Below are 26,276 nucleotides of genomic sequence, written 5' to 3' on the forward strand. Positions count from 1 at the left end.
ATTTCAGGCCATAACAGGTAGCCGTTGCACTACTCGTTTCAATAATCGAAATTCGAGGCGCTGCAAGCGGCGACACTCAGCCACCAGTGCAGGCCGACGCCTTGGCCCGACCCACGCCCCAAGACAGTTGCCCCTGTATGATGGTCAATGTCTGTCGGCCATTCGAGAATGTGGTTCCTTTGTCGCCCGCGGCGGCAAGATCAATCGCTGGTTTGCCGTTGACGGCAACAGACACATGCTCTCCCATAAGGCGCACCGCTAGCTTCGTGCCGTCTTCGCAAACATAGTTGCTAACGGGGTAGGGGTTGCCCGCACCAACCGAAGCGCCAAGCGCAACATTCATCATGCCGCCAAACAGCAAAACGCTGGTCGCTGCGATCGACAGATTTTTCAGCATTGGGGCTCTCCTGATTAAAACAGTGCGGTGGGAAGCGCGGCGCGTCAAAAATACCGCGTACAGGCGTGATTGGTCAAATGTTCCACGCTCGAGAAAACTGTAATCGCCATTGTCGATAAAAAGTCTATGCCGTAACAATAACTTCGGAAATTAAATAGAAATCCGGGCTGTTGAATGGTTATGATCTTTTCTCTTTCCGTCTACATGTCCCTCTTGGCATTTGCCGTATTGGGATGCGCGTTCTTTCTGCTCGGGCACGGAATGCTCTATGTCTTTGCGAATTATGCAAAACGAGACCCGCTCTCCATACCGATAGGGGCATTCATCGCTACGGTGGCGACGGCATGGGCGCTAGCGCTTGGATTTGTGGCGGCGGATATTTGGGCGATTACGTCAAAGGCAAACCAGGCCACGAGTGATGAGCGCTCGGCCATTGTCCGGCTGGTCGGTATTGCGGATTCCCCAGAGGTGAATGCTGTTCCCCTTCGCGAGGCTTTGATGCATTACAGAACTGCGGTCGTAGACGATGAGTGGGTTAAAAACATCAATCTGTCCCCGGCTGTTTCCGTTGAAAAGGCTCTGCAAGGCATTCGCGATGTAATACTGAGAATGAGCAGGGAAAACATTCCAGCACCAATCATAGCGCATCTTCTGAATGATCTTGATATTCTGCAAGACGCCAGAAGTATGCGGCTGTCTGTTGGTGCTACATCTGTTGATTCCTATAAATGGTATCTCGTTATTTCGCTGACGATCATGACCATCATCACGATTGCTTCCACGCATTCCGACAGAATTCGCGCCGGACGCGTCGCTCTTCTCATATATGCACTCAGCGCAACACTCTGTTTGTGGATCCTTGCCATTCATGCCAATCCCTATCAGGGGCCAGCCAGGCTGGAACCAGCGGTTTTGCTGACGTCGCTTTGATTGGGGCACGCCAGTCTTAGCACTACTGCCCTTGAAACTAGACATTGCGACAGTTTGCAGTTTTTCGCTGGGCCGGTGACGAGGATGGTAATTCAGAACGGGCTTTGTCGCAAATATTTCAGCGGATTAAGGGCGACCCTATTTCTGGACATAATTATGCTGCGAGCTACTCAAAGGCTAGGGCATCTCCCTATGGGTCATGGTCACCGACAAGCTGCAGTCCTACTCTGCAACCAAGGAGGAATTGATGCTGGAAGAGCATCAAAGAATTTGCTCGGAACCACCCATGGGGTTTCCGCGTCGGCACCCTCTGCGCCTTTACCTTTTGTCAGCGTTTTCCAATCGGTCGTCCTGCGTGTCGTCCAGAAACACACGCGGGATGACATTGCCTGTATTGGTCGAAGCGCGAAACACTTTCGTAATTCCCTTGGGCACTTCGGCATGCCAGCCAGGCCCGACAAGGAGGTAAAAGCCCGGTGTTGTGCCATACATCTTGCCAAGCTGAGCAAAGCCATCCGTTCTGGAATCAACCACCTGATAAACCCAAAATCGGTCACCAAAATCTGGCACCTGGATAACAACAGGCGATTTATCCAGAACAATCAGCTCTCCGCCATAAACGACTCCTGATTGGGACAGGCGACCAGACGTACATCCGGCGGGAAGTAATCTGTTAGCATGGTTAGCTCATTTAGCGGAGCCATCGGAGCCGCTCCGACATACATTCTTTCAGGAATTTCGCTGTATGAGGCGCGGCGATTAGCCATGTTCACGAGTGGCCATGCCCAGAAATAAGCGTCGCGAGCCACGAGGCGAGCATAGGCCTCTGTAATCTTCGTGCCGGGAACGGGACCATTCGGCATCGAAGCAGCTATTGAGGGCGACAGGGCAATTGGTTCAGCGCGGACCGCTGTCGGTACCGCTGCTGACACAAGGCATAACAAGGTTAACGGAGTGATAGCACAACTGTCTAATCGGGGGGGCATGACCGACCCGATGGCTCAAAGCATGATGCGCTACGCCTTTTGCTCTAATTTACATTTGGTTAGGAGCGGCAGCAAATTTCTTCCAAGACCGGGAGGGCCAGATGTCGCAAGAAACACAAGAGATAGGCCGCGTTGCGGCTTTGGACGGTTTGCGTGGCCTGGCTATTCTTCTCGTGATCATATTTCATCTGACGTTGTTCTATCCCTTTGCCGAAGCTGAAAAGTCTCTCTTCTATATGGCAGGAGGAATTGGCTGGATCGGCGTCGATTTGTTTTTTGTACTTTCGGGCTTTCTAATAACCGGAATTCTGCTCGACGCAAAAGGCCGCGACAAGTATTTCACCAATTTCTTTGCGAGAAGAACATTAAGAATTTTTCCCATTTATTATTTCGTCTTATTGTTTGTGTTCGTCATTTTGCCGATGTTCGGCATGTTCTATACGCCAGAACTAAACTTCGTTAAGGCATACCAGCCATTCTTCTGGACATATCTAACCAATTGGGGCTTCGTCGCAGCCGGAGGCGCGCGCTACTTTAATACGAGCTGGCTCACCCTCGTTCACTTTTGGTCTCTTGCGGTTGAAGAGCAGTTTTATATTTTCTGGCCGTTTGTCGTTTATTTTCTGAACCGTCGATTATTCGTCCAGGCCTGTGTTGCTTTGTTTCTCATCGCACTTTCCGGACGGTTTGCAATTGCAATTTTTGGAATACCGCAAGGTGCGGCTTACACGCTCACTCCATTCCGTATCGATACGCTCGTTGTCGGCGCTTTGATCGCAGTTGGGGTTCGCAATCAACCAACGAGATCGAGGCTGGTCACGTTGGCGCCCTGGGTGCTACTTCTTGCGGCAATATTCACGACAATTGTCTTCTTTCTGCATGGCGGTGTCTGGTTCGCCGATCGATGGATGCACACGGTTGGATTCTCAATTTTAGCGTTGGGTTGGGGCGGGTTGTTGATCATGTGTCTGCCTGAATACGGCAGCCGTGTTCTGAACTCGCTGTTCCAGACGTCTACTTTGCGCTTTTTCGGGAATATAGCTACGGCCTGTATGTGCTCCACCCCTTTGTTTTGGAACAATATTCATCCTCAACCGATTTCTATGCGCAACTTGAAATTCCGGAAACAATTGCCGCGATTGCCTTTATCGTTGTTGGAATTGCACTGTCGGTTGTTCCCGCGTTGTTGTCATGGCATCTGTTGGAAAAGCGTTTTTTGGTTTCAAACGGTTCTTCGAAGCAAAACAACCCTCTGTTAATCCGACTTATCCGATGCAAGCTGAGAAAAGAGCGGTGTGAAGCGCCGTAACACTTTAACCGTAATGAGCTGCCTAAATACACCTGAACGGAACAATCTGGATAATTATGGCTTCGAAGATCCCGTCCGTGACGCGTCAGGCTTCAGATCATTCATTCCTTGCATGCTACCATGACACCGGGTTTGACGACTTTCGGCAGTTCTTCCGTATCCCCGTTTGTAAGGTGCACACAACCATGGCTCGATGTTTTGCCGATGCGTGAAGGGTCGGGGGTGCCATGAATACCGTAAGTGGGTTTGGAAAGCACAATCCATACCGTACCAACGGGACCGTTTGGCCCAGGCGGAATGGTCAGAACGCCTTCATTGGCTCCCTGTCTGAAGTTGGTCCAGGGATTGTGGGTATAATTGGTTGTCAGATCATTTTTCCGGCCCGCACCAGCCGGGCAAGTAGCCGGCGGCCTTGCGTCTGGCCAATCGCAGGGCCTCCCTCGCCGCCTTGTTGAAGTCGTCCTTCAAGTCGTGTGGATCGATGTGGCGTCGAAAGAAGTCCGCCCACAGGAACTCGGCGAAGGGCGCGGTATCCTTGGCGTAGCCCCCAAGACGCCTCACCTCACCGGCAAGACTACGGAAGGGATCGTCAACGAGACCTTCCACAGTCTTTGGAAGATCGCCATAGGGCCGCCGCTTGCCGGAGGCGTCGAACGGGTGCGTCCAGGCGCGATTGTCCAGAACGGTCAGGAAGGCGTCCTTGTGGAGCGTGGACAGATCGCAGATGACCGTGACCAAGACCTGCTCGATGGCCTCCTGGTGCAGGGCGAGGGCCAGATGGTGGTGGTCCACGATGTGGTAGCGGCCCTTGGGCCCAATGACGGCAGGAAGGGAATGGCCGGCCAGGAAGATGCCCGCCTTACCGGTCGTCATCGATTGGATCTCCTTGCGTTTCAACGCCACTTCGCGCATCCCCACGGTCATCTGGGTGGGACGCAACGCACTCACGGAAACGGTATGCAACAGAGGGAGTATGTTCGTGGACATGGCTCATTCCTTGCTGGCAGCTGATGGTGACGTGTCTCGCTCCCCCGTCAGTGCGCGCACGGTTTCATCGACACTGCGATAGACCCCGGCCGGACCCAGCATGGCGGTGATGCCGAAGCGCTGCAACGCTTCTTGCGCCCTGACCGATTCCAGCCGGGCGATAGAGAAAGTAGCCCCGGCACTGTGGCAATAAGCGATTACCTCGCGTAAGGCCTGTGCCGCCGTATAGTCAATGTCGGTGACGCTACTGGCTTCAAACACGACATGCTGCAGGCCGCCCATGCGCTTTGCCACCAAACTGCGGAAGTCCTGGCCGAAACGGGCGGCATTGAGGAAGGACAGTGGCGCCTGGAAGGCCGCTACCAGCACGCCGTTGACCTGCTCGCCCCGCGGTTTTCCGTCGGGAGGCCACCAAATGGAAGTTCCCGCAACGTGCTCGAATTCGATCGCCCGGACCTGTGTGATGGTCCATACACCATGCAGCAGCGACAGGCCGATGCCAATGGTCACTCCGATCTCGATTGGCAACGCCACGATGGCGAGTGCGGTGGCGATGATCAGCAGGAATTCAGTTGGCGCCTGGCTCAGCGTCGCTGTGAAGGTCTGCCAGCGTATAACGCGCAGGGCGATGAAGAACAGGACGCCGGCCAGCGCCGCCTGCGGCACGTTCTTGAGCAAGTTTGCGCCGAACAGCATCAACAGCAGAACAATGGCCGCGGCAAGCAGGGCGGCCACCTGAGAGCGCCCACCCGTCTCGACGGCGATGGCGGTGCGCGGCGGGCTGGAATTGACCGGAAAAGCTCCGACGAGGCCGCAAAACAGGCTTCCTGCGCCGACGCCGACGAAATCGCGGTTGACGTCACCCGCCCCCGGAGCCTTGGCTCCGGCGAAGGAGCGCGTGGTGGCTGCCGTCTGCACCATGATGACAACAGCGAGCAACAGCGTCAGCGGCACCAGCGTGCGCATGTCCTGGAACGTCACCTGAGGCATATGAAGGCCGGGCGTAGCTGTCGGAATCGTGCCAAGCACCGCCACACCGTGCGCTGGCAGGCCAAAGGTGATCACTGCCAGCGTGCTTAGCGCCAGCGCTACAAGCGCTCCGGGAATACGCGCGCTGATGCGCTCACAAAGCACAATGATGAAAAATACTGAGATACCGATGATCGCGCTGTAGGGATTTATTCCGCCAAGCGTGTCATAGACAGCAGCGAGACGATGGAAGACGTCGCCGCTTCCGGGGGGAAGCCCAAACAATTCCGGCAATTGCGAAACGACGATGTGGATGGCTATGCCGGCCAGGAAGCCGGCCGTGACCGGAACGGAGAGCAGGTCGGCGATCCAGCCGAGCCGCAACAGCCCGGCAGTAGCCATCGTGGCGCCGACCATGAGCGCCAGCAGTGCTGCGAGCGCAGCGTAATGCGGCGAACCCGACGCAGCCAGGAGCGCTAGCCCGGCGGCGAAGATCGGGGTGATGGTGGAATCCGCACCCACCGACAGGTGTCGGCTCGCGCCGAACAACACGAAAGCCGCAGTGCCGGCGAGGAAGGCGAGGAAACCTGTCTGCGGGGAAAGGTCGCCGAGACGCGCAGTGGCCATCTGTTCGGGAATGGCGATGGCCGCCAATGTCAGACCGGCGAAGGCGTCGCCGCCAAGATCGCTAGGCTTCCAGCCGCGAAGAGAGACAAAAAGCCAGGGCCGTTTTGTGTCTGTTGCCTGTGTCGCCCCGTCCTGCATCCCATATCTTTCCGATTGCATCAGAAGCACCTGCCCATAATGTGCGTCCGTATTGATCCACTAGCAACGCATTCACCGGCAAAGAGTTGCCGGATCTGTCACAAAGCTAACTGCGCGCTATGGATAATTTTGACCAAAACCTGAATAGATTTCATCTCCTCAGTGTGGACAGCAACTACGGCTTAAGCGGATAGGGCGCTCTTCACCGACAGGTCGAAGCCGAGCTTTATTGTATGGAAGCCATGTCTCATGGCTAGAAGATTCATGATGTCTTTAACCGCTCACCAGCACTCCGATATTGCACGACCGTCCTCATCTGACATCGGGACGGCTAATTCGAAAATACGACCGCGGCATTTTGGTTGCATGCGTGTCACCAGGTCGGAGTCAGGGCTTTCGTCCAGGCAGAAATATCAGACTTCTCCGCCCAAGTGTTGACCAGCAAACTGACGGATGCGAGCGATATCGAATATATCGCGAGGCTGCATCGATGTGCTCTTATAGAATATTGTTGAGCGACGGCCGCGATTTAGCGCGCAACCCGATAGTGTGAAACGGTGTCAAAATGTATTTGAAAACAAATAATTAGCGACGTTCTGATTGAATCATATCTGAGCTCTAATATGTAATACTTGTTTCCGGTCGCTTTCATAGCGGCGTCGATGGCAGCGATTAACGCTATGCTAGCTGTTCGTGCTGGTCGAAAATAATAGCACTCAATCTCTACTGGATTGTGTAAGATGAACACTAAGCATGACCGGTAATCTCCACCCCTCAATGCGGTGGCGATCTACGGTTATTCTGTGAACACGACCATGACGCCGGGCTTGACGATTTTCGCGAGTTCTTCCGCATCCCAGTTCGTAAGACGCACACAACCATGGCTCGATGTTTTGCCGATACGTGAAGGATCAGGCGTGCCATGAATACCGTAAGTGGGTTTGGAAAGCGCAATCCATACCGTACCGACGGGACCGTTCGGCCCAGGCGGAATGGTCAGAACGCCTTCATTGGCTCCCTGTTTGAAGTTGATCCTGGGATTGTATGTATAATTGGGATTGATCGCTATTCGTTTGACCTGAACCGTGCCCGAAGGAGAAGGAGTGTCCGAAGAGCCGATCGTTGACGGGTAGGCTACCTTCAGCTTTCCATCTGAACCATAGCCCCGAACCTGTTTGCGACCTTTATCTGCTATGATATGGGCAATCGGCGTGCGTTTGGCTTTGCCGAGATTGGGAACTTTGATGATTGAGCCTGGTTGATTGAAATTCACCCCTGGATTGATCTCTTTGAGGAAACCCTCATCGATTTGAAACCGCTCGGCAAGCATTTCCGTGACTGAGGTATAAGCCATTGCTGGCAATTGGGCTTTCAAAGCGTAGTCAGCGGGGATTTCTGCAACAAACTGCCTGCCAACATCTTCATTTGTGATGAGGTAATCCTTGAAAGCTGGTCCGCCGGTATTCTCCAGTTCGGTCTGAACCGCTGCGGGATCGGCTGGATTGATAAATCTACCCGTGATTTCGCCAAAAGCCGCAGCAGCCTTGTCGACATTGCTGCCGGAACGCCCATCGATTGCGCCGGGCGACGCGCCAGCCCTGTTCAACATGATCTGATAGGCTGCAATCTGTTCTTTGGAATCAACGCCTCTTGGCATTTCTATCGCGGGTGCCATGTCGTCGGCGGTTGGAACATAAGTCGATGAAGTTTCCTGACGAGTTGGTTGTGTGCGATTGATGCTGCCAGTGGTCATCTGGTCCAGTTCGGCTTTGATCGGTGCAGTTGACCCCACTAATGCGGGCGGTCTGATATCTTTTACCTGCAAAAGCAGTCCATTGATCGAACGGTCAATTGAGGAAGACGGCATGGAATGGCGTTGGTGCTGTTCGAAAGATTGTCGCACTATCCCATGTTCAAAAAATAGCGTCGCTGCGTTGCCCGAACTGACAAGCACGCCGGAAATTACAACAATACTCAACGTGAACTTAGATAAAAGTGCGAAGTGCGACATACCGTAAGCCTGATTGGACCCGATAAGTATTCGCCGGATTATGGTTAAATATTCGTTTGCGGACGCTTCTCTAGGCAAGAAATTGGAGTGAACACAAACCGAGAACTCTCGCTCGGCGTAGCTGCGATCATAACGGGACTTACGCCGTTACCCCATCTTATTGGCATGTCAGCTATGCGAAACTGGCCCTTCTGTCTGAGATCACGCGGACCTATATGCTGTTTGCAACAAAGAGAGAATTTTTGAGGAGAGAGAAATGAACCTGATCCGCTCGTACGGCAACTGGCGCCGTTATCGTAACACTGTAAACGAACTGAGCCGCCTGAATGCTCGTGAACTGCACGATCTGGGCATCATGGCTTCGGAAATCCCGTCCGTAGCTCGTCAGGCTTCAGGTCGCTGATAATTCTTGATTATCGCTAAGGACCTTCCTCCCAATCCTCAGCGATCAGAGACCAGCATCTTCCTCCCAAGGTCTGGTCTTCCAATAAACACCCGTCGCTCCTCCCGCGGCGGGTGTTTTATTTTCGGGGAGTGAAACCCCACGCCTAGCAGGCCCTATCTCTCCTCCGACTGATCATCCGGACGACAGGGCCAGCACGCGAATTGCTTGCAGATGAGCATGCATGGCTTGGTGGGCGCGCTCGCTTTGCCCTGCTTCAATTGCATCAACTATTGCGAGATGCATCTTACTCTGTTCGGTTGCATATTCGCGTTTGCGTGCTTCGCGAAAGATCGCATCGTGTCTCCGCTGCCAGGTTGAGCGTCCCCGGACCGAGGCGAGAGAGCTGAAGATTGCGGCGAGAAGAGTATTGCCGCTCGATCGCGCGACGGCCTTGTGAAAGGCATTATCCAAACGTTCATACTCCCGCCAGTCACGAGCGGTACCCGTCGCGAGAGCAAGCTCGCGCAAGGTCGAGAGGTCATCTTGTGTGGCATACTGGGCCGCAGCCGCAGCAAGAGCTGGTTCATAAACCAACCTCGCGTCCATGAGGTCCTGAGCGGATGCGGTTTCGATGATACGGTCGATTGGCCGTTCGATATTCGAGGCGGGAGGGCCCATGAAAGTGCCCTTACCCTGATGACGCCACACCAAACCTTCGATCTCAAGCAGCCTAAGTACCTTTCGCGTTGTCTCCCGGCTACAACCGAGTGTCGTCGACAAAATGCGTTCAGGGGGGATTTTGTCCTGCGGACTGAACTCCTGGTCTTCAAGAAGCTTGCGCATGCGTTGCATCGCCTCAGCGGTTGACATGCGTTCTCTCATCTGGCGAAGCTCCATACCAATTTGTAGACCAATTAAGGACAGGCCTATTCCCCAAGCAATGGTCGGTCAAGCCGACGCACATTTGATGGACAAATAGATGCGCGTTGATCCTTTTTTGTTACTCATGATTGCTGCGGTTGTTTTGGCAACCGTCTTCCCTGCCACTGGAAATGCCGCCGATGTGGTCGGTATGCTGGGAACCGTTGGCGTTGCCCTACTGTTCTTCGGGCACGGAGCAGCTCTATCTCATAGCGCGATTGTTTCGGGCTTGAAGCAATGGCAATTGCATGGATTTATTTTTGCGACGACCTTTGTGGTGTTCCCGTTGATCGTGCAGCCTTTGCGGCTTATTCCAGAAAGCATTCTGCCGCAAGATCTGGTCCTCGGCTTCGTCTATCTGGGCGTTTTGCCTTCCGCTATCTCGAGCTCGATTGCCTACACCGCCATGGCAAAGGGCAATGTGCCGGCTGCGGTCTGCAATTCGGCTGGGTCCAATGTCTTTGGATTGTTGCTGACACCGCTTCTGATGACGATTTTCATGCGCTCCTCCGGATCCATCGATTTAGGACAGGCTTTGCGCGACGTGGTGATTGAACTGCTGCTGCCCTTCGGGCTCGGACAAGCCTGCCATCGCAGGCTCGGACCGTTCCTGTCGACGCGCAAGCATTGGTTGGAGAACTATGATCAGTCGGTGATTGTGCTGATCATATATTCGGCATTTTCTCAATCGGTGACTGCCGGGTTGTGGCAGGTTTTGCCGCCTTCGGGGCTTATCATGGCAATTGTCCTTTGCGTCGTGCTGCTGGCGGCTGTGATTGGATTGACAATGATGGGCTCGCGCTGGCTTGGATTTTCTCGTGAAGATGAGATCGCAGCCGTGTTCTGCGGATCAAAGAAAAGCCTCGCATCAGGGCTTCCACTAGCTCAGGTTTTGTTCGCCGGCTTGCCTGGGTTTGGTATGATGGTTTTGCCGATCATGCTCTATAACCAGATCCAGATTTTGGTAGGGGCCATTCTTGCGCGGCGCTACGCGATCCGCGCTTCCACGTCCAAAGCTGCTGTGCAGATAGATTGATATGGCAAAAGATGAAATCCTATCGACAGCACCAGCCGAATGGTTGTGTCCGTTAGAACGCCAGCCGCTTGCGATACAAGCCGCAGAGAAGGTGCGGCTGGCGATCCTTGAAGGACACTGGCGCAAGGGTCAACGACTGCCAAACGAAGCCGACTTGGCAAAAGACCTCAACGTGTCGCGCGCGACCTTGAGAGAGGCAATCGGTATGTTGGTTTTTGCCGGTATCGTGGTGCGCCGGCAAGGCTCTGGGTCGTTTATCCGGAAAGCAATCTGACATCGAGAGTGAAAAGTAGCGAGTTTTCGGTAGGTCCGGTGCTCATGGCGTTGTTACGCTCTAAAGAGCATCAGGCGAAAAAGGTTGGTTGAGATTGCTAATATACGGCAATGCCGCATAGATATTCGCATGCAGAGCGTAATCTAGGCTCCAACTTTTCTCACGCAAGCCAAGCGGTGCGGCTTGTCCGATGAGGAACTTCAAGGGCGTTGTCCGTTATCAGAAGATGATTGCGCTGATAGCGGTGGGGCTAGAATTCACGCGAATTTCCCAACTACAACTTTCCATTCCGCCCTCGCTTGCAGGCGGTGAATTTGGATGGCGAGAGCAGGGCGTTTAGAGCGGGGCGGGACAAACACATTGCGAAGAGCCGAGAAGATCGAAATGAGGCGTTGGAGGCTTCCTTGCGATCGGAAACCTTGCATCGTCCTTTCCCGCTTTCGCAGCGGCAGATGCGAATTCTCAGCTCGATTGTTGAGCCCCTTGTGCGACTGATGCTCGATTGCCGACATCACTTGCCGCCGGGCTGCTCCATAGGATCGCAGCTTGTCTGTAATCATGTGCTTTGGCGCGACGCCCCGTTTCTTCAATAGGCGTATCAGCAATCGCTTGGTGACCTTGGCGCCGCGGCGGTTCGGGACTGTCTCATCAGGGACGTATCCGTCCTGATCGAAGGCTCGTCAAAGCCAATATTTCTTACCAGCGATGCTGACGACGACTCCATCCAGATGCCGGATATCGTTTGAGCCTGGACGTTTCCTTTGGAGCCGACGGGCATAGTCCGGGCCGAATTTCAGTCCCCATCGATGGATGGTCTCATACGAAACGACAATACCGCGCTCCAGCAGCATTTCCTCGACCACGCGCAGGCTCAGCGGAAAGCGAAAGTAGAGCCACACCACATGGGCGATGATCCTGGGCGGAAAACGGTGGCGTTTGTAGCAGATGGGCGAGTTGTTCATATGCCTGCATCTTATCGTAGCGGGGCCGAACAAACAGTCACCGTGACAACACCGTAACGGGCCATGTTTTTATTCGGATCCGATCTTTTGACATAGATATGGAACTGCTGGGCGATCATGCCAGAAAGATCGCTGAAACCGTCCCTCCCGTCTAACGACAGTTTTGAATCAATCAGCTCGGACTGGTTCATTTCGGTGAACTATCCCTGTGCTCCCGGTTTATTATCCGTCAAACGACGTAGAAATGGACGAAAGTTAGGGATGACTGTTTTTTGTCTCGATGGTAAAAAATAATTCACAGGATGAGGAGAGGGGCCATGGAGGGCAATCCCGATTTTCACAGGTCCGGTGCGTTGAAGTCGCTTCTGACCGAAGGCGAGGAAGTGATACGTACTGCACGCGCATTCGATCATCCGAACTGGCTCGATCGGATACCGGCTGTCCCGTTTATCGTGCTCGCACTTGCCTGTGGTTTTGGCACGCTCGTATTTATCACTCAGATTATTTAAATCCCGAGTGCTCTTTCCCGATACGGGGGATGTGCAGACTTGGCTGTCTGCGCACTACATGATTTCGCCTAGGCGCAAATAAATCAGTTTAATTTTTGTTTCTGTCAGCTTTCAAAGCTTTGCAGCTTGTCCAGAAGGCTTTTGGAGATCTCGAATTGTCGCGCTGTTCCACGACCCATGGAGTTCGTCACCATGGTTTCGGTCAACATGCCGCGTTTTACGAGAAGATCAACTGTCTCCTTCACGCCGCTGCGCGTCAATTCAGTGATTTCCATTATATTTGTGAGATTTAGCTTCTGGTGCGTCTGCGTCATCGTGTAAAGGATCGTCATCATGCCGATCTCTTTTACGCGCGCCTGCGGGGTCTCGCCTTCCATCGGATTGTCGAGGATCTCGTGAAGGATCAGTCCGGAAAAGGCGAGACTGTGCAATTGAGATTTAAGCGCTCTTGTCATGTCATTTAACTGTGGTATATACATTAGTCAAAATGCATTGCGTTACCGTATGACGCTGCTTCCATAGCGTGGTGTCATCGTTTCGGAGGGGCAAGTCCATGAAAAACCTTCTGCTTAAATGCCTGCTAACTCTTTCGTCTCTTGCATTACCTTACCTGAATTCCTCCGGCAATGCGCGCGCTGATGAATGGGGATGCAAGGTCATCCTCTGCCTTTCCAATCCGGGAGGGCCAACCGAATTTGCTGAATGCAATCCTCCGATCCAGAAACTCTGGCGAGAGCTTGCAAAGGGTCATGCCTTTCCAACCTGTAGCGGTGCGGGATTTCAGAGTTCACGTCCCGGTTATGAGCCATATTATTGTGATGAAGGCTATCGGCTGTCGCGTAGCTACGACCCTTTGAGCCAAGAGGCGACCTGCGTTTCCACTACTCTGCAGAATGTGAGCCATTCCCTGTGCGCTTTTGATCGTGACAATCGCGGAAGTCAATCCAGCTCGATCCTGTCGGCTCGATTGCAGCGCCAGGACGGTCGACTTCTGTGCATGGGCTATCCCCTCACGCGTCCGAACATTCGGAAACAACCACATTATATCGACGTGTCTATCGACGGCGTCGGCAAACAGCGCGTCTGGTATTGAGCGATGGGTGCTGTATTCGTCGACATCGCACAAAACTGCGCTCCAATGGTTCAGATTGAAACTTTGGCCGCTGTCGTTAGTCTCGAGAGCAAGTTCCAGCCCTTCAATATTCGCATCAATAGCGGCAAGCCGGTTGCCGCGCAGCCGGCGAGTAAAGCCGAGGCGATCGAGATAGCGACATCGCTCATCGCGGGCCTTCAGGATATCCAGATTGGATTGGGTGGGATCGGCGTAGAACAGCTTCAAAGACTGAACCTTTCCGTTTCCGATGCCTTCGATCCTTGCCTGAATCTCAAGGCTACAGCCACGCTTCTTGATGGCTATTATCGTCTCGCCCAACGTTTCGGCCGTGATCCGGAAGGTGCCGAGATGGTTATGCTTCAGTCCTATTATGGGCGAGACGATCCATCCATTGGCGAAATGGTTCGATATGACGAACAGGTGCGCGACGAAGCAAAGCGCCTTTCACCAAGACTAAAGTCGCTCGTCCTCGTCGAGCCGAACCGGGAGGATGCCCGGAAGGATCAGGCCAAGGAACAAGCGGCCGTCAAAATCGGCACAAAAGTCACTCAAAACGAAGAGCCAGTAACGTGGGACGTGTTTCGTTCCAGGCGGCTCTCGTCTGTTCTCGTTTTCCAGAATGATCGATCGGAGCAAAATGAATGATTTCGAAGTCCAAAACACGTCCCCTTGTCGCTTCCATGCTCATGGGCATCGCCATCGTTACGGCGTTAGCAGAGCCGGCTTTTGCACAGTCAGCTGGCATCGAGACCATACTGCAAAATATTGTCGATCTCCTGACCGGTAACATCTTCAGGCTGCTCGCGACGATCGCGGTCATCATTATCGCGATTGCGTGGATGTTTGGATATATGGATTTGAGGCGCGCGGGCTATTGGATCATCGGCATCGGGGTGATTGCGGGCGCTTCGGAGCTCGTCGGCACTATTGTTGGCAGCTGACGCTCATGACAAGCACACCCGTCCTCGAAGAAGACACGCTGTTTCTGGCTTGCACGCGCCCGGCAATGATTGCTGGCGTGACCATGGAAGCGATGGGCATCAATGTCATGCTGACAACCATCCTCTATATCGCTGCCGGATCGATCGCTTACACCCTGGTTGGCATCGCCTTTCATTTCGTGTTCCGGACCCTCGTCAAGCATGACCATAATATGTTTCGCATTCTGCTTGCGTGGGTCGAAACCCGTGGTCGTTCCCGCAACGCAGCCTATTGGGGAGGCGCGACGCTTTCGCCGTTGAAACTTGTGCGGCGTTATGACGAAAGGGATCTGAGCCTTGCCTAGTCCTGCAACGCTGCGGTCTCGCGAACTTGGACCTGAGATCTTCATTCCCTATGTCCGGCATGTTGACGATACGACCATTGCGCTTGATTCCCGGGCATTGATGAGCGTGCTCGTGCTGGAGGGCGTTTCTTTCGAGACCGCTGATGTTCTCGATCTCAATGGTCTGCATCGTAGTCTGAACACGCTCTATCGCAATATTGCCGATGAGCGACTGGCGCTTTGGACGCATGTCATTCGTCGCCGGGACAACGACTATCCCGAAGGGCATTTTGCCAATCCATTTTCCGATAGTCTCAATACCAGATACCGCGAACAGATGGTACGCGAGGACCTGTTTCGCAATGATCTTTATCTCACCCTTGTCAGCTATCCAAACCGCGGTCCAGTCGAAAAGGCAGCCAGTGTTCTCTCGCGTCTGCGCAAGGCGAAACGGTCCGGCGTTGAGATGGACGAAGAGGCACTGAAACACCTGCAAGACAAGGTCGTAGATGTTACGGCAGGGCTGAAGCGCTTTGGGGCCCGTATTCTGTCTCTCTATGAACAAGACGGTATCCTGTTTTCCGAACCGAGCGAGTTTCTTCACCAGCTTGTCGGTGGGCGGCGAGAACCAGTGCCTTTGACGGAAGGTCCGATCTCTTCGGCAATCTATTCGGACCGGGCGATTTTTGGCCGGGAGACAGTCGAAATCCGTCAAGAAGCAGAAACCCGCTATGCGGGCATGTTCGGTTTCAAGGAATATCCAGCAACGACACGCGCAGGCATGCTCGACAGCATTTTGACCGCGCCATTTGAACTTATTCTTACGCAGTCCTTCGCCTTTACGTCCAAGGCAGATGCCCGCACGATCATGGGTCGAAAGCAAAACCAAATGGTGAGTGCAGCTGACAAGGCGGCGTCGCAGATTGAGGAACTCAGCGATGCCATGGATGACCTTGAATCCAACCGCTTTGTGCTGGGGGAACATCATCTCGGCCTTTCAGTCTTCGCTGCGAGCGTGAAGGAACTCACTGACTATATGGCCAATGCGCGCGCGCATCTTACCAGTGGCGGGGCGGTTGTTGCCCGCGAGGATATTGGCCTTGAGGCAGCCTGGTGGGCGCAGTTGCCGGGTAATCTGCGTTATCGCGCTCGCTCGGGCGCCATAACATCGCGCAACTTTGCAGCATTGTCCCCCTTTCATTCTTATCCGACCGGCCAGAAGGACGGAAATGAATGGGGGGCAGCGGTTGCGATGCTAAAGACGGCTTCCGGCTCGCCATTTTATTTTAATTTCCATCACAGCGATCTCGGCAACACCTTCGTTTGCGGACCATCAGGCACTGGCAAGACGGTGCTCCTCAATTTTATGCTCTCGCAGCTCGAAAAACATGACCCGCATATGGTGTTCTTCGATAAGGACAGGGGTGCCGATCTCTTCGTTCGTGCCACGGGTGGAACCTATTTGCCGCTCCAAAATGGCGTCTCAACCGGTTGCGCGCCGTTAAAAGCGCTCGAATTGACCGCAGAGAACAGGATCTTTCTTGCGAACTGGATCGGCAAGCTGGTCGGAGCGGGGACGCGAGAGCTGACTGTCACCGAATTGCGCGACATCGCGTCCGCTGTCGACGGCCTCGCTGACCTTCCGGCCGAGCGCAGGTCCATAGGCGCGTTGCGCACATTCTTAAACAATACCGATCCAGAAGGCATTGCCTCGCGGCTCAGGCGGTGGGAGAGGGGCGGGCCGCTTGGCTGGGTCTTCGACAATGAGCTTGATGATATAGGGATTGGTGCGAAGTTCATCGGCTACGACATGACCGATTTCCTCGATAACGAGGAAATCCGCACGCCGCTGATGGCCTATCTGTTTTATCGCGTTGAGCAGTTGATTGATGGCCGTCGCATTATCATCGTCATTGATGAGTTCTGGAAGGCGCTGCAGGATGAGGGTTTCCGCGACCTTGCCCAGAATAAGCTGAAGACCATCCGCAAGCAGAACGGTCTGATGCTCTTTGCGAGCCAGAGCCCGCGCGATGCCATCGTCTCACCGATCGCCCATACAATCATCGAGCAATGCCCGACGCAGATTTTTCTGCCCAATCCCCGTGGCGACCATGCTGATTATGTCGATGGCTTCAAGCTGACCCAAGGTGAGTTTGAACTGATTTCGCGAGAACTCTCTGTTGAAGATCGCCGTTTCATCGTCAAGCAGGGCCACAACAGCGTGGTTGCTGAACTCAACCTCAACGGTTTCGACGACGAACTTGCGATCCTGTCGGGCCGCACCGCGAATGTGGAACTGGCAGACGCCATCCGCACCGAGCTTGGCGATGGGCGCGAGGACTGGTTGACCGTGTTCCAGCAAAGAAGGAGGACATCATGATCCGCAATGGCAAAAAGACATTATTCCTCACGACGGCCGCGCTGCTGGCGTCGGTCAGTTTTGCCGATGCCCAGGGTATTCCCGTTATCGATCAATCGGCGATCGCCAAGCAGATCGAGAGCATCGTCCAGCTCAAGTCGCAGCTTGATGCGCTGAACCAGCAGATCGAACAGGCACAGCAGCTCTATGGTTCGTTGAACAAGATCACCAACATGGCCGATGTCGCCAGTTTGCTGAACGATTCTTCAATCCGTAAGGCGCTTCCGCAGGACTTTAATGCCATCGAAAGTCTGTTCAAGGGGTCAGGAACTGGAACTATCGCGAGCGCAGCTTCCAAATTCCTGAAGAATAATTCCACCTATCGCACGGATGCGAATGATTTCTACGCGCAGGAACTTTCGCGCACCCAGAACAGGAACGCCGGGCAATTAAGTCTCGGTCAGCAGATCTATGACGCGGCCACCAAGCGCATCGATGGGATTGATGAACTGCGTCAGCAGATTTCGAGTGCAGCCGACGCCAAGGAAATCGCCGATCTGCAGGCGCGTCTGCAAGCGGAAAGCGCTTTCCTTCAAAATGATGTTCTTCGCATGCAAGGTCTGAAGATGGTTCAGCAGGCTGAAATCCAGGTCGATGAACAACGCAAGGCCGAAGACTGGCGCCAGCGCATGGACACGATGGGAGCTGCACTCAAATGAGATGGATCGGTTTCGGTACGGCGACGCTACTGCTTGCGGCCTGCGCTCCTCAGGAAAAGATCTACACGGTTGATGAACTGGTGGCTGACGAAGTCTTGCTCGCGAAAATGATCAGCGAATGTCGTAACAATCCGGGCGAACTCTCCGACACGGCGAACTGTCGCAATGCAGAGGCCGCTGATGGCAAGCTTCGGCTCGAACGTATGCGCAAGTCGCTTGGGGGCTAGACCATGTATGAGGTGTTCAGCTTCGTTGACGGGCAGTTCAAGACCCCGCTCGAAAACTTCGTTTCCACTGGAACGTCCAATATTGCCAGCTGGGTCAGCGGCCCTTTGGCCGCAGCTTTGACCCTTTACATCGTCCTTTACGGCTATCTCGTGCTGCGTGGCTCGGTGCAAGAGCCGATCCTCGAATTTGCCTTCCGGGCAATCAAGCTTGCTATCATTGTCATGCTGGTCAGAAACTCCAGCGACTATCAGACCTATGTCACCAACATCTTCTTCGAAACGCTGCCGAAGGAGATTGCTCAGGCACTGAACACCGGAGCGACACCGAGTGCCTCCACCTTCGACAGCTTGCTCGATAAGGGCCAGAAATGCGCCTACGAGATCTGGTCTCGTGCTTCCTGGCCGGTTGATATCGTGACCGGCGTTGGTGGCATGATGGTGATTGGGGCGAGCTTCCTCGTTGCAGCAATCGGTTACATCGTCTCGCTCTATGCGCGCCTCGCGCTTGCCATCACTCTTGCAATCGGGCCGATTTTCATCGCGCTTGCCATGTTCCAATCTACACGGCGGTTTACCGAATCCTGGATCGGCCAGCTCGCGAACTTTGTCATCTTGCAGGTGCTGGTCGTCGCCATCGGCTCCCTGCTGATCACCTGCATTGATACGACCTTCACGGCGATTGAGGGTTACAGCGATGTGCTGATGCGACCGATCGCTCTTTGCGCCATCTGCATCGCTGCTCTCTATGTCTTTTACCAGCTACCCGGCATTGCCTCGGCACTTGCCGCCGGCGGCGCATCTCTGACCTACGGCTATGGTGCTGCGCGCGATGCGCATGAAGGCACACTCGCCTGGGCGACCTCGCACACAATCCGGTCGGTTCGTCGTCGGCTCAACCGAGTGAAGTGACCGTTCTACACGTATGAAATTGGACAGGTAATCGCAGATGATCCGCATTCTTTTGCCACTTTTACTGACCGCAAGTCTTTCCGGCTGCGCGTCACTCTCTCATCCGCTGCCCAAATGCGATGGTCATGCCCGACGTCCATTGAACCGCTCTATGTGGCAATGGGAAGGCGATGCGAAACTGCAGAAATCGGCAAACGAGAGCATCGCGAACCCGTCAAGTAGCGCGGTTCCTTTCGCAGAGGAACCTGTTCCGGTCATGTCGGCTGCCTTTGCACACTTTGATATCGAGGGGTCCAAGCGCCCCTGCGAGGGCAGTTGAGATGGTAAATTCTGATAGCCTCAAGGATTATTTTGAAAAGGCGCGCCGCTTCGATCAGGATCGGCTGATCCAGGTTGAACGCTCAAATCGCATTGCCTGGTTTGTCGCGATCTCGGCCAGTATCATTGCTGTTGTCTCCGTTGTCGCCATTGCTGGCCTCACGCCGTTGAAGACGGTGGAACCATTTGTCGTACGGGTCGACAATTCGACGGGGATCGTTGACGTCGTTTCAGCCCTAACGTCGACAGCCGGCACCTATGATGAGGCCGTCACGAAATATTTTGCTGCAAGATATGTTCGCGCCCGTGAAGGCTATGTCTGGAGTGAAGGAGAGGAGAATTTCCGGACGGTTGCGCTTTTGTCGACCCAGTCTGAACAAACGCGCTTCGCGGCAAGCTATCGTGGAAGCAATCCAGATTCGCCGCAAAATATCTATGGTCGGGGCGCCACCGCGCGGATCAATATTGTTTCGATCTCGCTGATCAACAAAACCGTCGCATCTGTCCGGTACATGCGAACCGTTACGCGCGGCGATGAAGTGCGCACTACGCATTGGGTCGCGACGCTCACTTTCGCTTACGCCAATGCACCGATGTCCTCCACCGACCGATTGGTCAATCCCCTGGGTTTCGCCGTCAGCGAATATCGTGCCGATCCGGAGGCTATCAATTGAGAAAGAAATTTTTGCCTGTTTTCTTCCTGGTCGCTGGCTTTTCCACGACCGCTGCGGCTCTGGAGATACCGCGGGGTGCGTCTCAGGATAGCCGTGTCCGCTTTATCGATTACCAGCCTTACAACATCACGCGAGTCGTCGGTACGCTGCGCTCATCTGTGCAGGTCGAGTTTGCTGTAGATGAGGAGATCGCTCATGTGGCGCTTGGCAACAGTGTGGCCTGGGAAGTGGCGCCAGCTGGCAACATTCTCTTCCTCAAGCCGCGGGAGAACCAGCCTGTCACCAATATTTCGGTGGTGACGACGAGGCGGGACGGCTCGACGCGCAGTTATCAGATGGAACTGACGGTTCGCGATGGAAGCGTTGAGGCCGGGCAGAACACTTATTTCTATCTGAAATACAGTTATCCGGCAGACGAAGCTGAGCGGCGCAAGGAAGACGCGGCTCTACGTGCCCGGGCTGTCCAGGCAGGTGAAGCTGATCGGGTTTTGTCCCTTCACGAGGCGTATGGGCCGCGGAATTGGCATTATTCCGCCCAAGGCGCACAGTCGCTTGAACCGCAGGCCATCTATGACAACGGCAAGGTCACAACCTTCGCCTTTGTCGGCAATCAGGAAATGCCATCGATCTATATGGAAAATTCCGACGGTACAGAAAGCCTGGTTCCAAAATCCGTCGACGGCAATCTCGTTCTCGTTCACGCAATAAGCCGCAAGTTCATCCTGCGCAGGGGCGGGGATGTGCTGTGCATCTTCAACGAGGCTTACGATCGCGTCGGCATCAATCCCGAGACAAACACGACATCGCCGTCCGTCGAACGCGTGGTGAAAACGCAGCCAGTTTCGGCGCAATAGGAGGTATCATGGCGGACGAAGAAGCCACGCAGATCCCCGGCGAACGTGCAGAAACATCGACCGGTCGGCGGATCGACAACAACCCAAACCTGAAGCGCGGCGCGGTCGCACTTGCCATCGTCGCATTTGTCTCCTTTGCGCTCTGGTCGATGCGAGGGAACAACAAGCCTTCCGAGACGTCAGAGCCGGAGCGGGTTGTCATCCGCCAGACGTCGGATTTCGAGCCTGCGAAAGAGCCGGTCCAGCCCGTGGTGGCGCCGGATAAACTCCAGCTTCCGACCCCGGTTCTGACAGAAGAGAAACCTGCTGACGACGACAAACTGCTCGATGCCGCGCGGCGCGCGCCCGTGATGGCCTATGGAGCCGAGAAAACGCAGTCCACCAGGCGACAACAGGGTGGTGCCGGCGCCGATCCCGATGCAAATTATGTCCCGTTGGGGAACACCACGGGCGGTTTTGACGGCGAGCGCGAGAACGAAGATCAGCGCTTCAATCGCATGCTGACGCCAACGCGGTTGCAGGGCTCGCGTGCCGGCACGCTTGGCAATCGGGATTTTATCGTTGCGATGGGAACGTCTATTCCATGCGTGCTGGAAACGGCACATTCTTCTGATCAACCCGGTTTTACGAGCTGTGTCATCAACCGCGATGTTCTGTCCGACAACGGTCGGGTTGTGCTGATGGAAAAGGGCACACAGGTCGTCGGTGAATATCGCGGCGGACTTCGCCGTGGTCAGAAACGCCTGTTCGTCCTTTGGAACCGTGCGAAGACACCGAAAGGTGTGATCATTACACTGGCGTCGCCTGCAACCGATGCCCTCGGTCGCGCCGGTATGGATGGTCATGTGGACACACACTGGTGGGAACGTTTTGGCAGCGCTATTCTGTTGTCGATTGTTGGCGACTTGACATCCTATGCAAACAGCCGACTGCGGGATAGTGACGTCGATGCGCAGAACACCACCAGTGCCGGTCAGCAGGCTGCGGCGATTGCCGTCGAACAGTCGATCAACATCCCGCCAACCCTGATAAAACACCAGGGAGGGCTCGTTTCGATCTTCGTGGCACGGGATCTCGATTTTTCCAGCGTGTACGGGCTGCGCGTGACCGAGCCGCGCAACCGGATTTACGACCGTGCTGTTCTCGGCGACTTCAGGCCGGATTCCAAAATTGTGACGAAATAGGTAAGACGATGATCGAAGCCGTAGATTCCGGCGTCGTGCGCGAACTGTTGTTGCCGCTGTCACCGTTTCTGCGTGATCAGTCACTCTATGAAGTTATCGTCAACAGGCCGGGACAAGTCATGACAGAAGGATCGGGCGGATGGCAGACACATAGCATACCGGAACTCACCTATGACCGGCTGATGCGCCTTGCGCGGGCGGTGGCGAGTTTTTCCAATCAGTCAATCAATGAAACCAATCCAATCTTGTCGGCAACCTTGCCCGACGCTGAACGTATCCAGATCGTGATCCCGCCAGCGACGATAAAGGAAACGGTGAGCCTCACCATCCGCAAACCGTCGTCGGTGTCGCTCAGCCTTGACGATCTCGACGATGGGGGGCTGTTTGCCGATGTTCGGCATGTGGAAGAAAACCACGGGCAATTCGACCAACGATTGATAGAACTCTATCGGACCGGCGCAGTGAAACGGTTTTTGAGCGAAGCGGTGCTGGCCCGGAAGAACATCATCATCTCAGGTGCAACCGGTTCGGGAAAGACAACGCTATCCAAAGCGCTGATCAGGCACATTCCTGACAGTGAGCGTATCATTTCTATCGAAGATACACCCGAACTGGTAATCCCGCAGCCAAATCATGTTCGGCTTTTCTATTCAAAGGGTGGCCAGGGAATGGCGAGGATCGGCGCAAAGGATCTCTTGGAATCCTGTCTTCGTATGCGCCCCGACCGGATTTTGTTACAGGAGTTGCGCGACGGCACAGCCTTTTACTACATCCGTAATGTGAATTCCGGACATCCCGGTTCGATCACCACGGTCCACGCGGATTCAGCGCGTCTGGCCTTCGAGCAACTCACATTGCTGGTGAAGGAATCGGATGGCGGAAGCGACCTTGAGCGACATGACATTCGTGAAATGCTGACAATCGCGATCGACATCATCGTTCAATGCAAACGGGTCGATGGGCGGTTCCGGGTGAGCGAGATTTACTTCCGCGATTTAGCTGTGTCTGACGCGAAATTCTAGATCACGGCGTCATGTGTGATCACTTACCATCTTGCTCAGCGCTGCAGAGTATCGCGAATAGCGTCGGCAAACAGGATGCCGGCAGGAGGCGGTGAGGGTGGCGGCCAGCAAAGAGGGAGAGGGGGGAAGGGGAGTTCGTGGTGGATTGTGGTTGTCGGAGAAAGGCTCCGGCCAATCCGTCACGGAGAAAAGATATGGCACAGGCCATCCAGAAAATCACGCTCAATGCCGGACGTGACATCCCGTTCGACAAGCTCGTCTTGAGCCAGCAGAACGTCCGCAAGACTAGGGCGGGCGTCTCGATCGAGGAGCTTGCCGAAGACATCGCCCATCGCGGGCTGCTGACCAGCCTCAACGTCCGCGCCGAGATCGATGCCGACGGTAACGAGACCGGAATTTACCGCATCCCTGCCGGCGGTCGTCGCTATCGCGCACTCGAACTCCTGGTCAGTCAGAAAAAGCTGTCGAAAACGGCCGCAGTTCCATGCATCGTCAGCAAGGGCGAAAACCCTGAAGTCGAGGATTCGCTTGCCGAAAACATCAGGCGCGTCGACCTTCATCCGCTGGACGAGTTCCGGGCGATCATGACGCTGCGCGAACAGGAGCTCGATGAGGAGGAGATCGCTGCTCGCCTCCACATGTCGGTGGCGACGGTGAAGCAGCGCTTGCGCCTCGCATCGGTCTCGCCACGTCTTCTGGAACTTTACGCGAATGACGAGATGAAGCTCGGGCAGGTTATGGCATTCTCGATCACCAATGATCACGCTCGCCAGGAACAGGTTTGGGATACGGTTTCGCGGACCTATAGTCAGGATGCCAATTATATTCGTCGCATGCTGACCGAAACCGCGATCAGGGCCACCGATCGCCGCGCCATCTATGTTGGCACCGATGTTTACGAGGCTGCTGGGGGCGTGGTCATGCGTGACCTGTTCGAACCGGACAATGGTGGATGGCTGCAGGATCCGGCGCTGCTCGAACAGCTCGTGATCGAAAAGCTGACCGCCGACGCGGAAGTGCTCAAGGCTGAAGAAGGTTGGAAATGGGTCGAAGCGGCGTTGGACTTCTCTTATGGCCATACCTCCGCTCTTCGCCGGTTCTACGGTAAACAGGCGCAATACTCTGAGGAAGAGCTGGCCCACCACGACACCCTGAAGGCGGAATACGACAAGCTCGACGCCGAATATGCCGATGCGGAAGACTATTCCGAGGAAACCGAGGCCCGGCTTGAGGAACTCGGCAACGAACTCGATGTGTTGAACGACCGGCCCTATGTCTTCGATCCGGAAGAGGTCTCCCGCGGCGGCGTTTTCATCTCACTTGCCGTCAATGGGGAACTGAAGATCGAACGCGGTTTCGTTCGACCGGAAGATGAGCCCATTGCCGAGGCGGAAGCCGACGATGGTCATGGCGGAAATGATACCGTTGCAGCCTCGGCGAATGGTGGAGTTTCGATTAACGGCAGGCCTGCGAGCGTCGAGGAGCCGGAGGACGATGATGGTAAGCTGCGCGCGCTTTCCGATCGTGTTGTCGAAGATCTGACAGCCGCCCGCACTGTCGCCCTTCGCAATGCGCTGGCGAACGACCCGGTGGTGGCCTTCATCGCGGCTCTCCATGTTGCGGTCCTCAAGATCTTCTACAGATACGGGGCAGACTCGTGTCTGGAGGTCACGCTACAGCATACCACCTTCGGCCAGACCCAGGGACTGGGCGATACGGTGTGGGTGAAGGAGATTGAACAGCGGCAGGAATCGTGGGGTTATGATCTCCCTGCGAATGCTGACGAGGTCTGGGATTATCTGATCAAGCTCGATGAACCGAGCCGCATGGCGTTGTTTGCCCATTGCGTCTCGTTGTCGGTCAACACCACGGTCCAGGCGTGGAACAGGCGGGTCACGGAAAATGTCCATGCCCGGCAGCTCGCGATCTCGCTCGGATTTGACATGGTGGAGGCGGGCTGGACACCGACCGTCGACAACTATCTCGGGCGCGTGACCAAGGCGCATATCCTGCAGGCGGTTCGCGAGGCGAAGGGTGAGCAGTCGTCCCAACTCATTGATCACCTGAAAAAGCCCGACATGGCGCGCGAGGCTGCCCGATTGCTGGAAGGCAGCGGATGGCTCCCTGAAGTTTTGCGGCTTCCGTTTGCCGAAACCACTGTGGTCGCCGAGATCGGTGCTGAGGTGACGGAAGATGGTGTCGATGACAATACCTCCAAAACTGCTGATGCCGATTTGCCGGCTTACTTGACCAAAGGCGAGGATGCGGAAGAGGCTTCCATCAATCCCTCTGACGATGGTGAACAACTGGAAACCGCTGAATAGCCGCGTCCGGATCATCCCAACATAGAATCCCGGGCCCGGTCAATACGCCGGGCTCTTTCAGTTTTTGGACATTGGACACAAGCATGTCCGTCATGAACATCTATGAACGCGCCAAAAAGGCTTCAGCCCTCTCCTGCTCGATTGGGAAGCAGAGCAGGTCGGCGATCTGCCCGTTATGACTGGTGAAACAAGCGCATCGGCGGCTCTACGCACTCAGCGCAGCAGCCGCCGTTCGAGAAAGGACTGCATGTCACGCCGACCATCCGCGACGCAATAGACGATCACATTCTCTCCGATGATGCGATAGATCATCCGCCAGGGCTTGTGATGCAGCTCCCGATAGTCGGTGATGCCGAGACCGGTCAATTCCTTCGGAACATTTCCCTTGGCTGGCAAATCCTCGAGCCCCAGACAGGCATACTCGATTTCGCCGAGAATCCGTTCGGCAGTCTCGATGCCATCCCGGCTGGCGAGGAAGCGGTAGAGGTCTTCAAGATCCCGTTCTGCATCCTCGGTAAACAGAACCTGATACGGCATCAGGCGCTAGGCTTCGACAGGCGTGCACGAAGGCGTGCGAAGGTTTCTTTCGCAGGGAGGACCTTCCCGTCCTCCACCTGTTTGTTCGTCAGCGCCAGCACCTTCAAAAGCGCCAGCGTTTCCTGCGTTTCTTCATATTGCGTGACGTCCTGAAGCACGGCTTTCGCCTCGCCATGCAATGTGATTACCACCGGCTGCCGGTCGTTGGCAAGCTGGCGAATGACCTCCGGTGCATGCGCCTTGAGGTAACTGATGGGTTTGACCTGTTCCGACAGTTTCATAGCTGTGAACTCCTTTTGACCAGAATATAGACCTTTAATGGTCTTTCTG

The 26,276-nt window shown here is 54.9% G+C and carries 30 protein-coding genes and 2 pseudogenes; 20 read left to right on the plus strand and 12 right to left on the minus strand.

The window, feature by feature from the left end:
• Positions 1 to 76 precede the first annotated feature (76 nt).
• Positions 77 to 397 carry a hypothetical protein gene (locus FHW03_RS19180; RefSeq protein WP_377515227.1) on the minus strand — a complete coding sequence of 107 codons (321 nt, stop codon included), beginning with the start codon at positions 395 to 397 and terminating at the stop codon, positions 77 to 79.
• A 174-nt stretch (positions 398 to 571) separates the two neighbouring features.
• On the opposite strand from FHW03_RS19180, the gene FHW03_RS19185 reads away from it, so the two are divergent.
• Positions 572 to 1,327 (plus strand): hypothetical protein, encoded by a 756-nt coding sequence (locus FHW03_RS19185; protein ID WP_182522080.1) that lies wholly within the window; start codon positions 572 to 574, stop codon positions 1,325 to 1,327.
• A 318-nt stretch (positions 1,328 to 1,645) separates the two neighbouring features.
• Here FHW03_RS19185 and FHW03_RS26085 read toward each other — a convergent pair whose 3' ends face one another.
• On the minus strand, positions 1,646 to 1,897 hold the full coding sequence (locus FHW03_RS26085) for a DUF1254 domain-containing protein (RefSeq protein ID WP_377515229.1): 252 nt from the start codon (positions 1,895 to 1,897) through the stop codon (positions 1,646 to 1,648).
• Positions 1,898 to 2,414: 517 nt separating this feature from the next.
• On the opposite strand from FHW03_RS26085, the gene FHW03_RS19195 reads away from it, so the two are divergent.
• Complete coding sequence (locus FHW03_RS19195; RefSeq protein ID WP_182522081.1) at positions 2,415 to 3,572, plus strand: acyltransferase; 1,158 nt, start codon at positions 2,415 to 2,417, stop codon at positions 3,570 to 3,572.
• Between the two features lie 151 nt (positions 3,573 to 3,723).
• On the opposite strand, the pseudogene FHW03_RS19200 reads toward FHW03_RS19195, so the two are convergent.
• The 4 genes and pseudogenes from FHW03_RS19200 to FHW03_RS19215 all read right to left on the minus strand — a co-directional run.
• Positions 3,724 to 3,990, minus strand: a pseudogene (locus tag FHW03_RS19200) (L,D-transpeptidase); the annotation flags it as partial.
• 1 nt (position 3,991) lies between these two features.
• Positions 3,992 to 4,609, minus strand: coding sequence for a ParB-like protein (locus FHW03_RS19205; protein ID WP_182522082.1), 618 nt, complete (start codon positions 4,607 to 4,609; stop codon positions 3,992 to 3,994).
• 3 nt (positions 4,610 to 4,612) lie between these two features.
• The gene (locus FHW03_RS19210) at positions 4,613 to 6,364 is read right to left on the minus strand and encodes a SulP family inorganic anion transporter (protein ID WP_377515232.1); all 1,752 of its coding nucleotides are present in this window, start codon (positions 6,362 to 6,364) and stop codon (positions 4,613 to 4,615) included.
• Between the two features lie 775 nt (positions 6,365 to 7,139).
• Entirely contained in the window at positions 7,140 to 8,354 is a 1,215-nt protein-coding gene (locus FHW03_RS19215) for a L,D-transpeptidase (protein WP_377515234.1), read from the minus strand.
• 256 nt (positions 8,355 to 8,610) lie between these two features.
• On the opposite strand from FHW03_RS19215, the gene FHW03_RS19220 reads away from it, so the two are divergent.
• Positions 8,611 to 8,757 (plus strand): DUF1127 domain-containing protein, encoded by a 147-nt coding sequence (locus FHW03_RS19220; RefSeq protein WP_182522083.1) that lies wholly within the window; start codon positions 8,611 to 8,613, stop codon positions 8,755 to 8,757.
• 174 nt (positions 8,758 to 8,931) lie between these two features.
• Here FHW03_RS19220 and FHW03_RS19225 read toward each other — a convergent pair whose 3' ends face one another.
• Complete coding sequence (locus tag FHW03_RS19225; RefSeq protein ID WP_377515236.1) at positions 8,932 to 9,609, minus strand: FadR/GntR family transcriptional regulator; 678 nt, start codon at positions 9,607 to 9,609, stop codon at positions 8,932 to 8,934.
• A 109-nt stretch (positions 9,610 to 9,718) separates the two neighbouring features.
• Here FHW03_RS19225 and FHW03_RS19230 point away from each other — a divergent pair, with 109 nt between their 5' ends.
• Both FHW03_RS19230 and FHW03_RS19235 read left to right on the plus strand, forming a co-directional pair.
• Positions 9,719 to 10,696, plus strand: coding sequence for a bile acid:sodium symporter family protein (locus FHW03_RS19230; protein ID WP_182522085.1), 978 nt, complete (start codon positions 9,719 to 9,721; stop codon positions 10,694 to 10,696).
• A 1-nt stretch (position 10,697) separates the two neighbouring features.
• Positions 10,698 to 10,970, plus strand: a complete 273-nt coding sequence (locus tag FHW03_RS19235) for a GntR family transcriptional regulator (protein WP_182522086.1) — start codon at positions 10,698 to 10,700, stop codon at positions 10,968 to 10,970.
• Positions 10,971 to 11,227: 257 nt separating this feature from the next.
• Here FHW03_RS19235 and FHW03_RS19240 read toward each other — a convergent pair.
• Positions 11,228 to 11,932: pseudogene (locus tag FHW03_RS19240) on the minus strand (IS6 family transposase).
• 11 nt (positions 11,933 to 11,943) lie between these two features.
• The gene (locus FHW03_RS19245) at positions 11,944 to 12,123 is read right to left on the minus strand and encodes a hypothetical protein (RefSeq protein ID WP_182522087.1); all 180 of its coding nucleotides are present in this window, start codon (positions 12,121 to 12,123) and stop codon (positions 11,944 to 11,946) included.
• Between the two features lie 126 nt (positions 12,124 to 12,249).
• On the opposite strand from FHW03_RS19245, the gene FHW03_RS19250 reads away from it, so the two are divergent.
• Positions 12,250 to 12,441 (plus strand): hypothetical protein, encoded by a 192-nt coding sequence (locus FHW03_RS19250; protein ID WP_182522088.1) that lies wholly within the window; start codon positions 12,250 to 12,252, stop codon positions 12,439 to 12,441.
• Positions 12,442 to 12,545: 104 nt separating this feature from the next.
• Here the strand turns inward: FHW03_RS19250 and FHW03_RS19255 are convergent, their stop codons facing one another.
• Complete coding sequence (locus FHW03_RS19255; protein ID WP_078341111.1) at positions 12,546 to 12,896, minus strand: MarR family transcriptional regulator; 351 nt, start codon at positions 12,894 to 12,896, stop codon at positions 12,546 to 12,548.
• A 98-nt stretch (positions 12,897 to 12,994) separates the two neighbouring features.
• On the opposite strand from FHW03_RS19255, the gene FHW03_RS19260 reads away from it, so the two are divergent.
• From FHW03_RS19260 to FHW03_RS19325, 14 genes are all read left to right on the plus strand, one after another.
• On the plus strand, positions 12,995 to 13,534 hold the full coding sequence (locus tag FHW03_RS19260) for a hypothetical protein (protein WP_182522089.1): 540 nt from the start codon (positions 12,995 to 12,997) through the stop codon (positions 13,532 to 13,534).
• A 3-nt stretch (positions 13,535 to 13,537) separates the two neighbouring features.
• Positions 13,538 to 14,200, plus strand: coding sequence for a lytic transglycosylase domain-containing protein (locus tag FHW03_RS19265; RefSeq protein WP_182522090.1), 663 nt, complete (start codon positions 13,538 to 13,540; stop codon positions 14,198 to 14,200).
• Positions 14,197 to 14,496 (plus strand): TrbC/VirB2 family protein, encoded by a 300-nt coding sequence (locus tag FHW03_RS19270; protein ID WP_121539024.1) that lies wholly within the window; start codon positions 14,197 to 14,199, stop codon positions 14,494 to 14,496. The genes FHW03_RS19265 and FHW03_RS19270 overlap by 4 nt, the downstream gene beginning before the upstream one ends.
• A 5-nt stretch (positions 14,497 to 14,501) precedes the next feature.
• A complete protein-coding gene (locus tag FHW03_RS19275; protein WP_182522091.1) occupies positions 14,502 to 14,840 on the plus strand; it encodes a type IV secretion system protein VirB3 in 339 nt (112 codons plus the stop codon).
• Positions 14,833 to 17,199 (plus strand): VirB4 family type IV secretion system protein, encoded by a 2,367-nt coding sequence (locus FHW03_RS19280; protein ID WP_182522092.1) that lies wholly within the window; start codon positions 14,833 to 14,835, stop codon positions 17,197 to 17,199. The genes FHW03_RS19275 and FHW03_RS19280 overlap by 8 nt, the downstream gene beginning before the upstream one ends.
• Entirely contained in the window at positions 17,196 to 17,897 is a 702-nt protein-coding gene (gene virB5 / locus FHW03_RS19285) for a P-type DNA transfer protein VirB5 (RefSeq protein ID WP_182522093.1), read from the plus strand. The genes FHW03_RS19280 and virB5 overlap by 4 nt, the downstream gene beginning before the upstream one ends.
• The gene (locus tag FHW03_RS19290) at positions 17,894 to 18,124 is read left to right on the plus strand and encodes an EexN family lipoprotein (RefSeq protein WP_182522094.1); all 231 of its coding nucleotides are present in this window, start codon (positions 17,894 to 17,896) and stop codon (positions 18,122 to 18,124) included. Before virB5 ends, FHW03_RS19290 begins: the two co-directional genes overlap by 4 nt.
• A 3-nt stretch (positions 18,125 to 18,127) precedes the next feature.
• Positions 18,128 to 19,033, plus strand: coding sequence for a type IV secretion system protein (locus FHW03_RS19295; protein ID WP_182522095.1), 906 nt, complete (start codon positions 18,128 to 18,130; stop codon positions 19,031 to 19,033).
• A 37-nt stretch (positions 19,034 to 19,070) separates the two neighbouring features.
• The gene (locus FHW03_RS19300) at positions 19,071 to 19,352 is read left to right on the plus strand and encodes a hypothetical protein (protein WP_182522096.1); all 282 of its coding nucleotides are present in this window, start codon (positions 19,071 to 19,073) and stop codon (positions 19,350 to 19,352) included.
• A gap of 1 nt (position 19,353) precedes the next feature.
• Entirely contained in the window at positions 19,354 to 20,025 is a 672-nt protein-coding gene (locus FHW03_RS19305) for a virB8 family protein (RefSeq protein ID WP_182522097.1), read from the plus strand.
• A complete protein-coding gene (gene virB9, locus FHW03_RS19310; RefSeq protein ID WP_182522098.1) occupies positions 20,022 to 20,879 on the plus strand; it encodes a P-type conjugative transfer protein VirB9 in 858 nt (285 codons plus the stop codon). The genes FHW03_RS19305 and virB9 overlap by 4 nt, the downstream gene beginning before the upstream one ends.
• Before the next feature lie 8 nt (positions 20,880 to 20,887).
• Entirely contained in the window at positions 20,888 to 22,063 is a 1,176-nt protein-coding gene (gene virB10 / locus FHW03_RS19315; protein WP_182522099.1) for a type IV secretion system protein VirB10, read from the plus strand.
• An 8-nt stretch (positions 22,064 to 22,071) separates the two neighbouring features.
• Positions 22,072 to 23,085: a P-type DNA transfer ATPase VirB11 gene (gene virB11, locus FHW03_RS19320; RefSeq protein WP_182522100.1), complete on the plus strand. Its 1,014-nt coding sequence runs from the start codon at positions 22,072 to 22,074 to the stop codon at positions 23,083 to 23,085.
• A gap of 194 nt (positions 23,086 to 23,279) precedes the next feature.
• Positions 23,280 to 25,409 (plus strand): ParB/RepB/Spo0J family partition protein, encoded by a 2,130-nt coding sequence (locus tag FHW03_RS19325; RefSeq protein ID WP_182522101.1) that lies wholly within the window; start codon positions 23,280 to 23,282, stop codon positions 25,407 to 25,409.
• Between the two features lie 213 nt (positions 25,410 to 25,622).
• Here the strand turns inward: FHW03_RS19325 and FHW03_RS19330 are convergent, their stop codons facing one another.
• Entirely contained in the window at positions 25,623 to 25,946 is a 324-nt protein-coding gene (locus tag FHW03_RS19330) for a type II toxin-antitoxin system RelE/ParE family toxin (protein ID WP_182522102.1), read from the minus strand.
• Positions 25,946 to 26,227, minus strand: a complete 282-nt coding sequence (locus tag FHW03_RS19335) for a type II toxin-antitoxin system Phd/YefM family antitoxin (protein ID WP_182522103.1) — start codon at positions 26,225 to 26,227, stop codon at positions 25,946 to 25,948. The genes FHW03_RS19330 and FHW03_RS19335 overlap by 1 nt, the downstream gene beginning before the upstream one ends.
• Positions 26,228 to 26,276: the final 49 nt, after the last annotated feature.

Origin of the sequence: Ochrobactrum sp. RH2CCR150 (assembly GCA_014138095.1) — a bacterium.
Lineage (GTDB): Bacteria > Pseudomonadota > Alphaproteobacteria > Rhizobiales > Rhizobiaceae > Brucella > Brucella gambitense.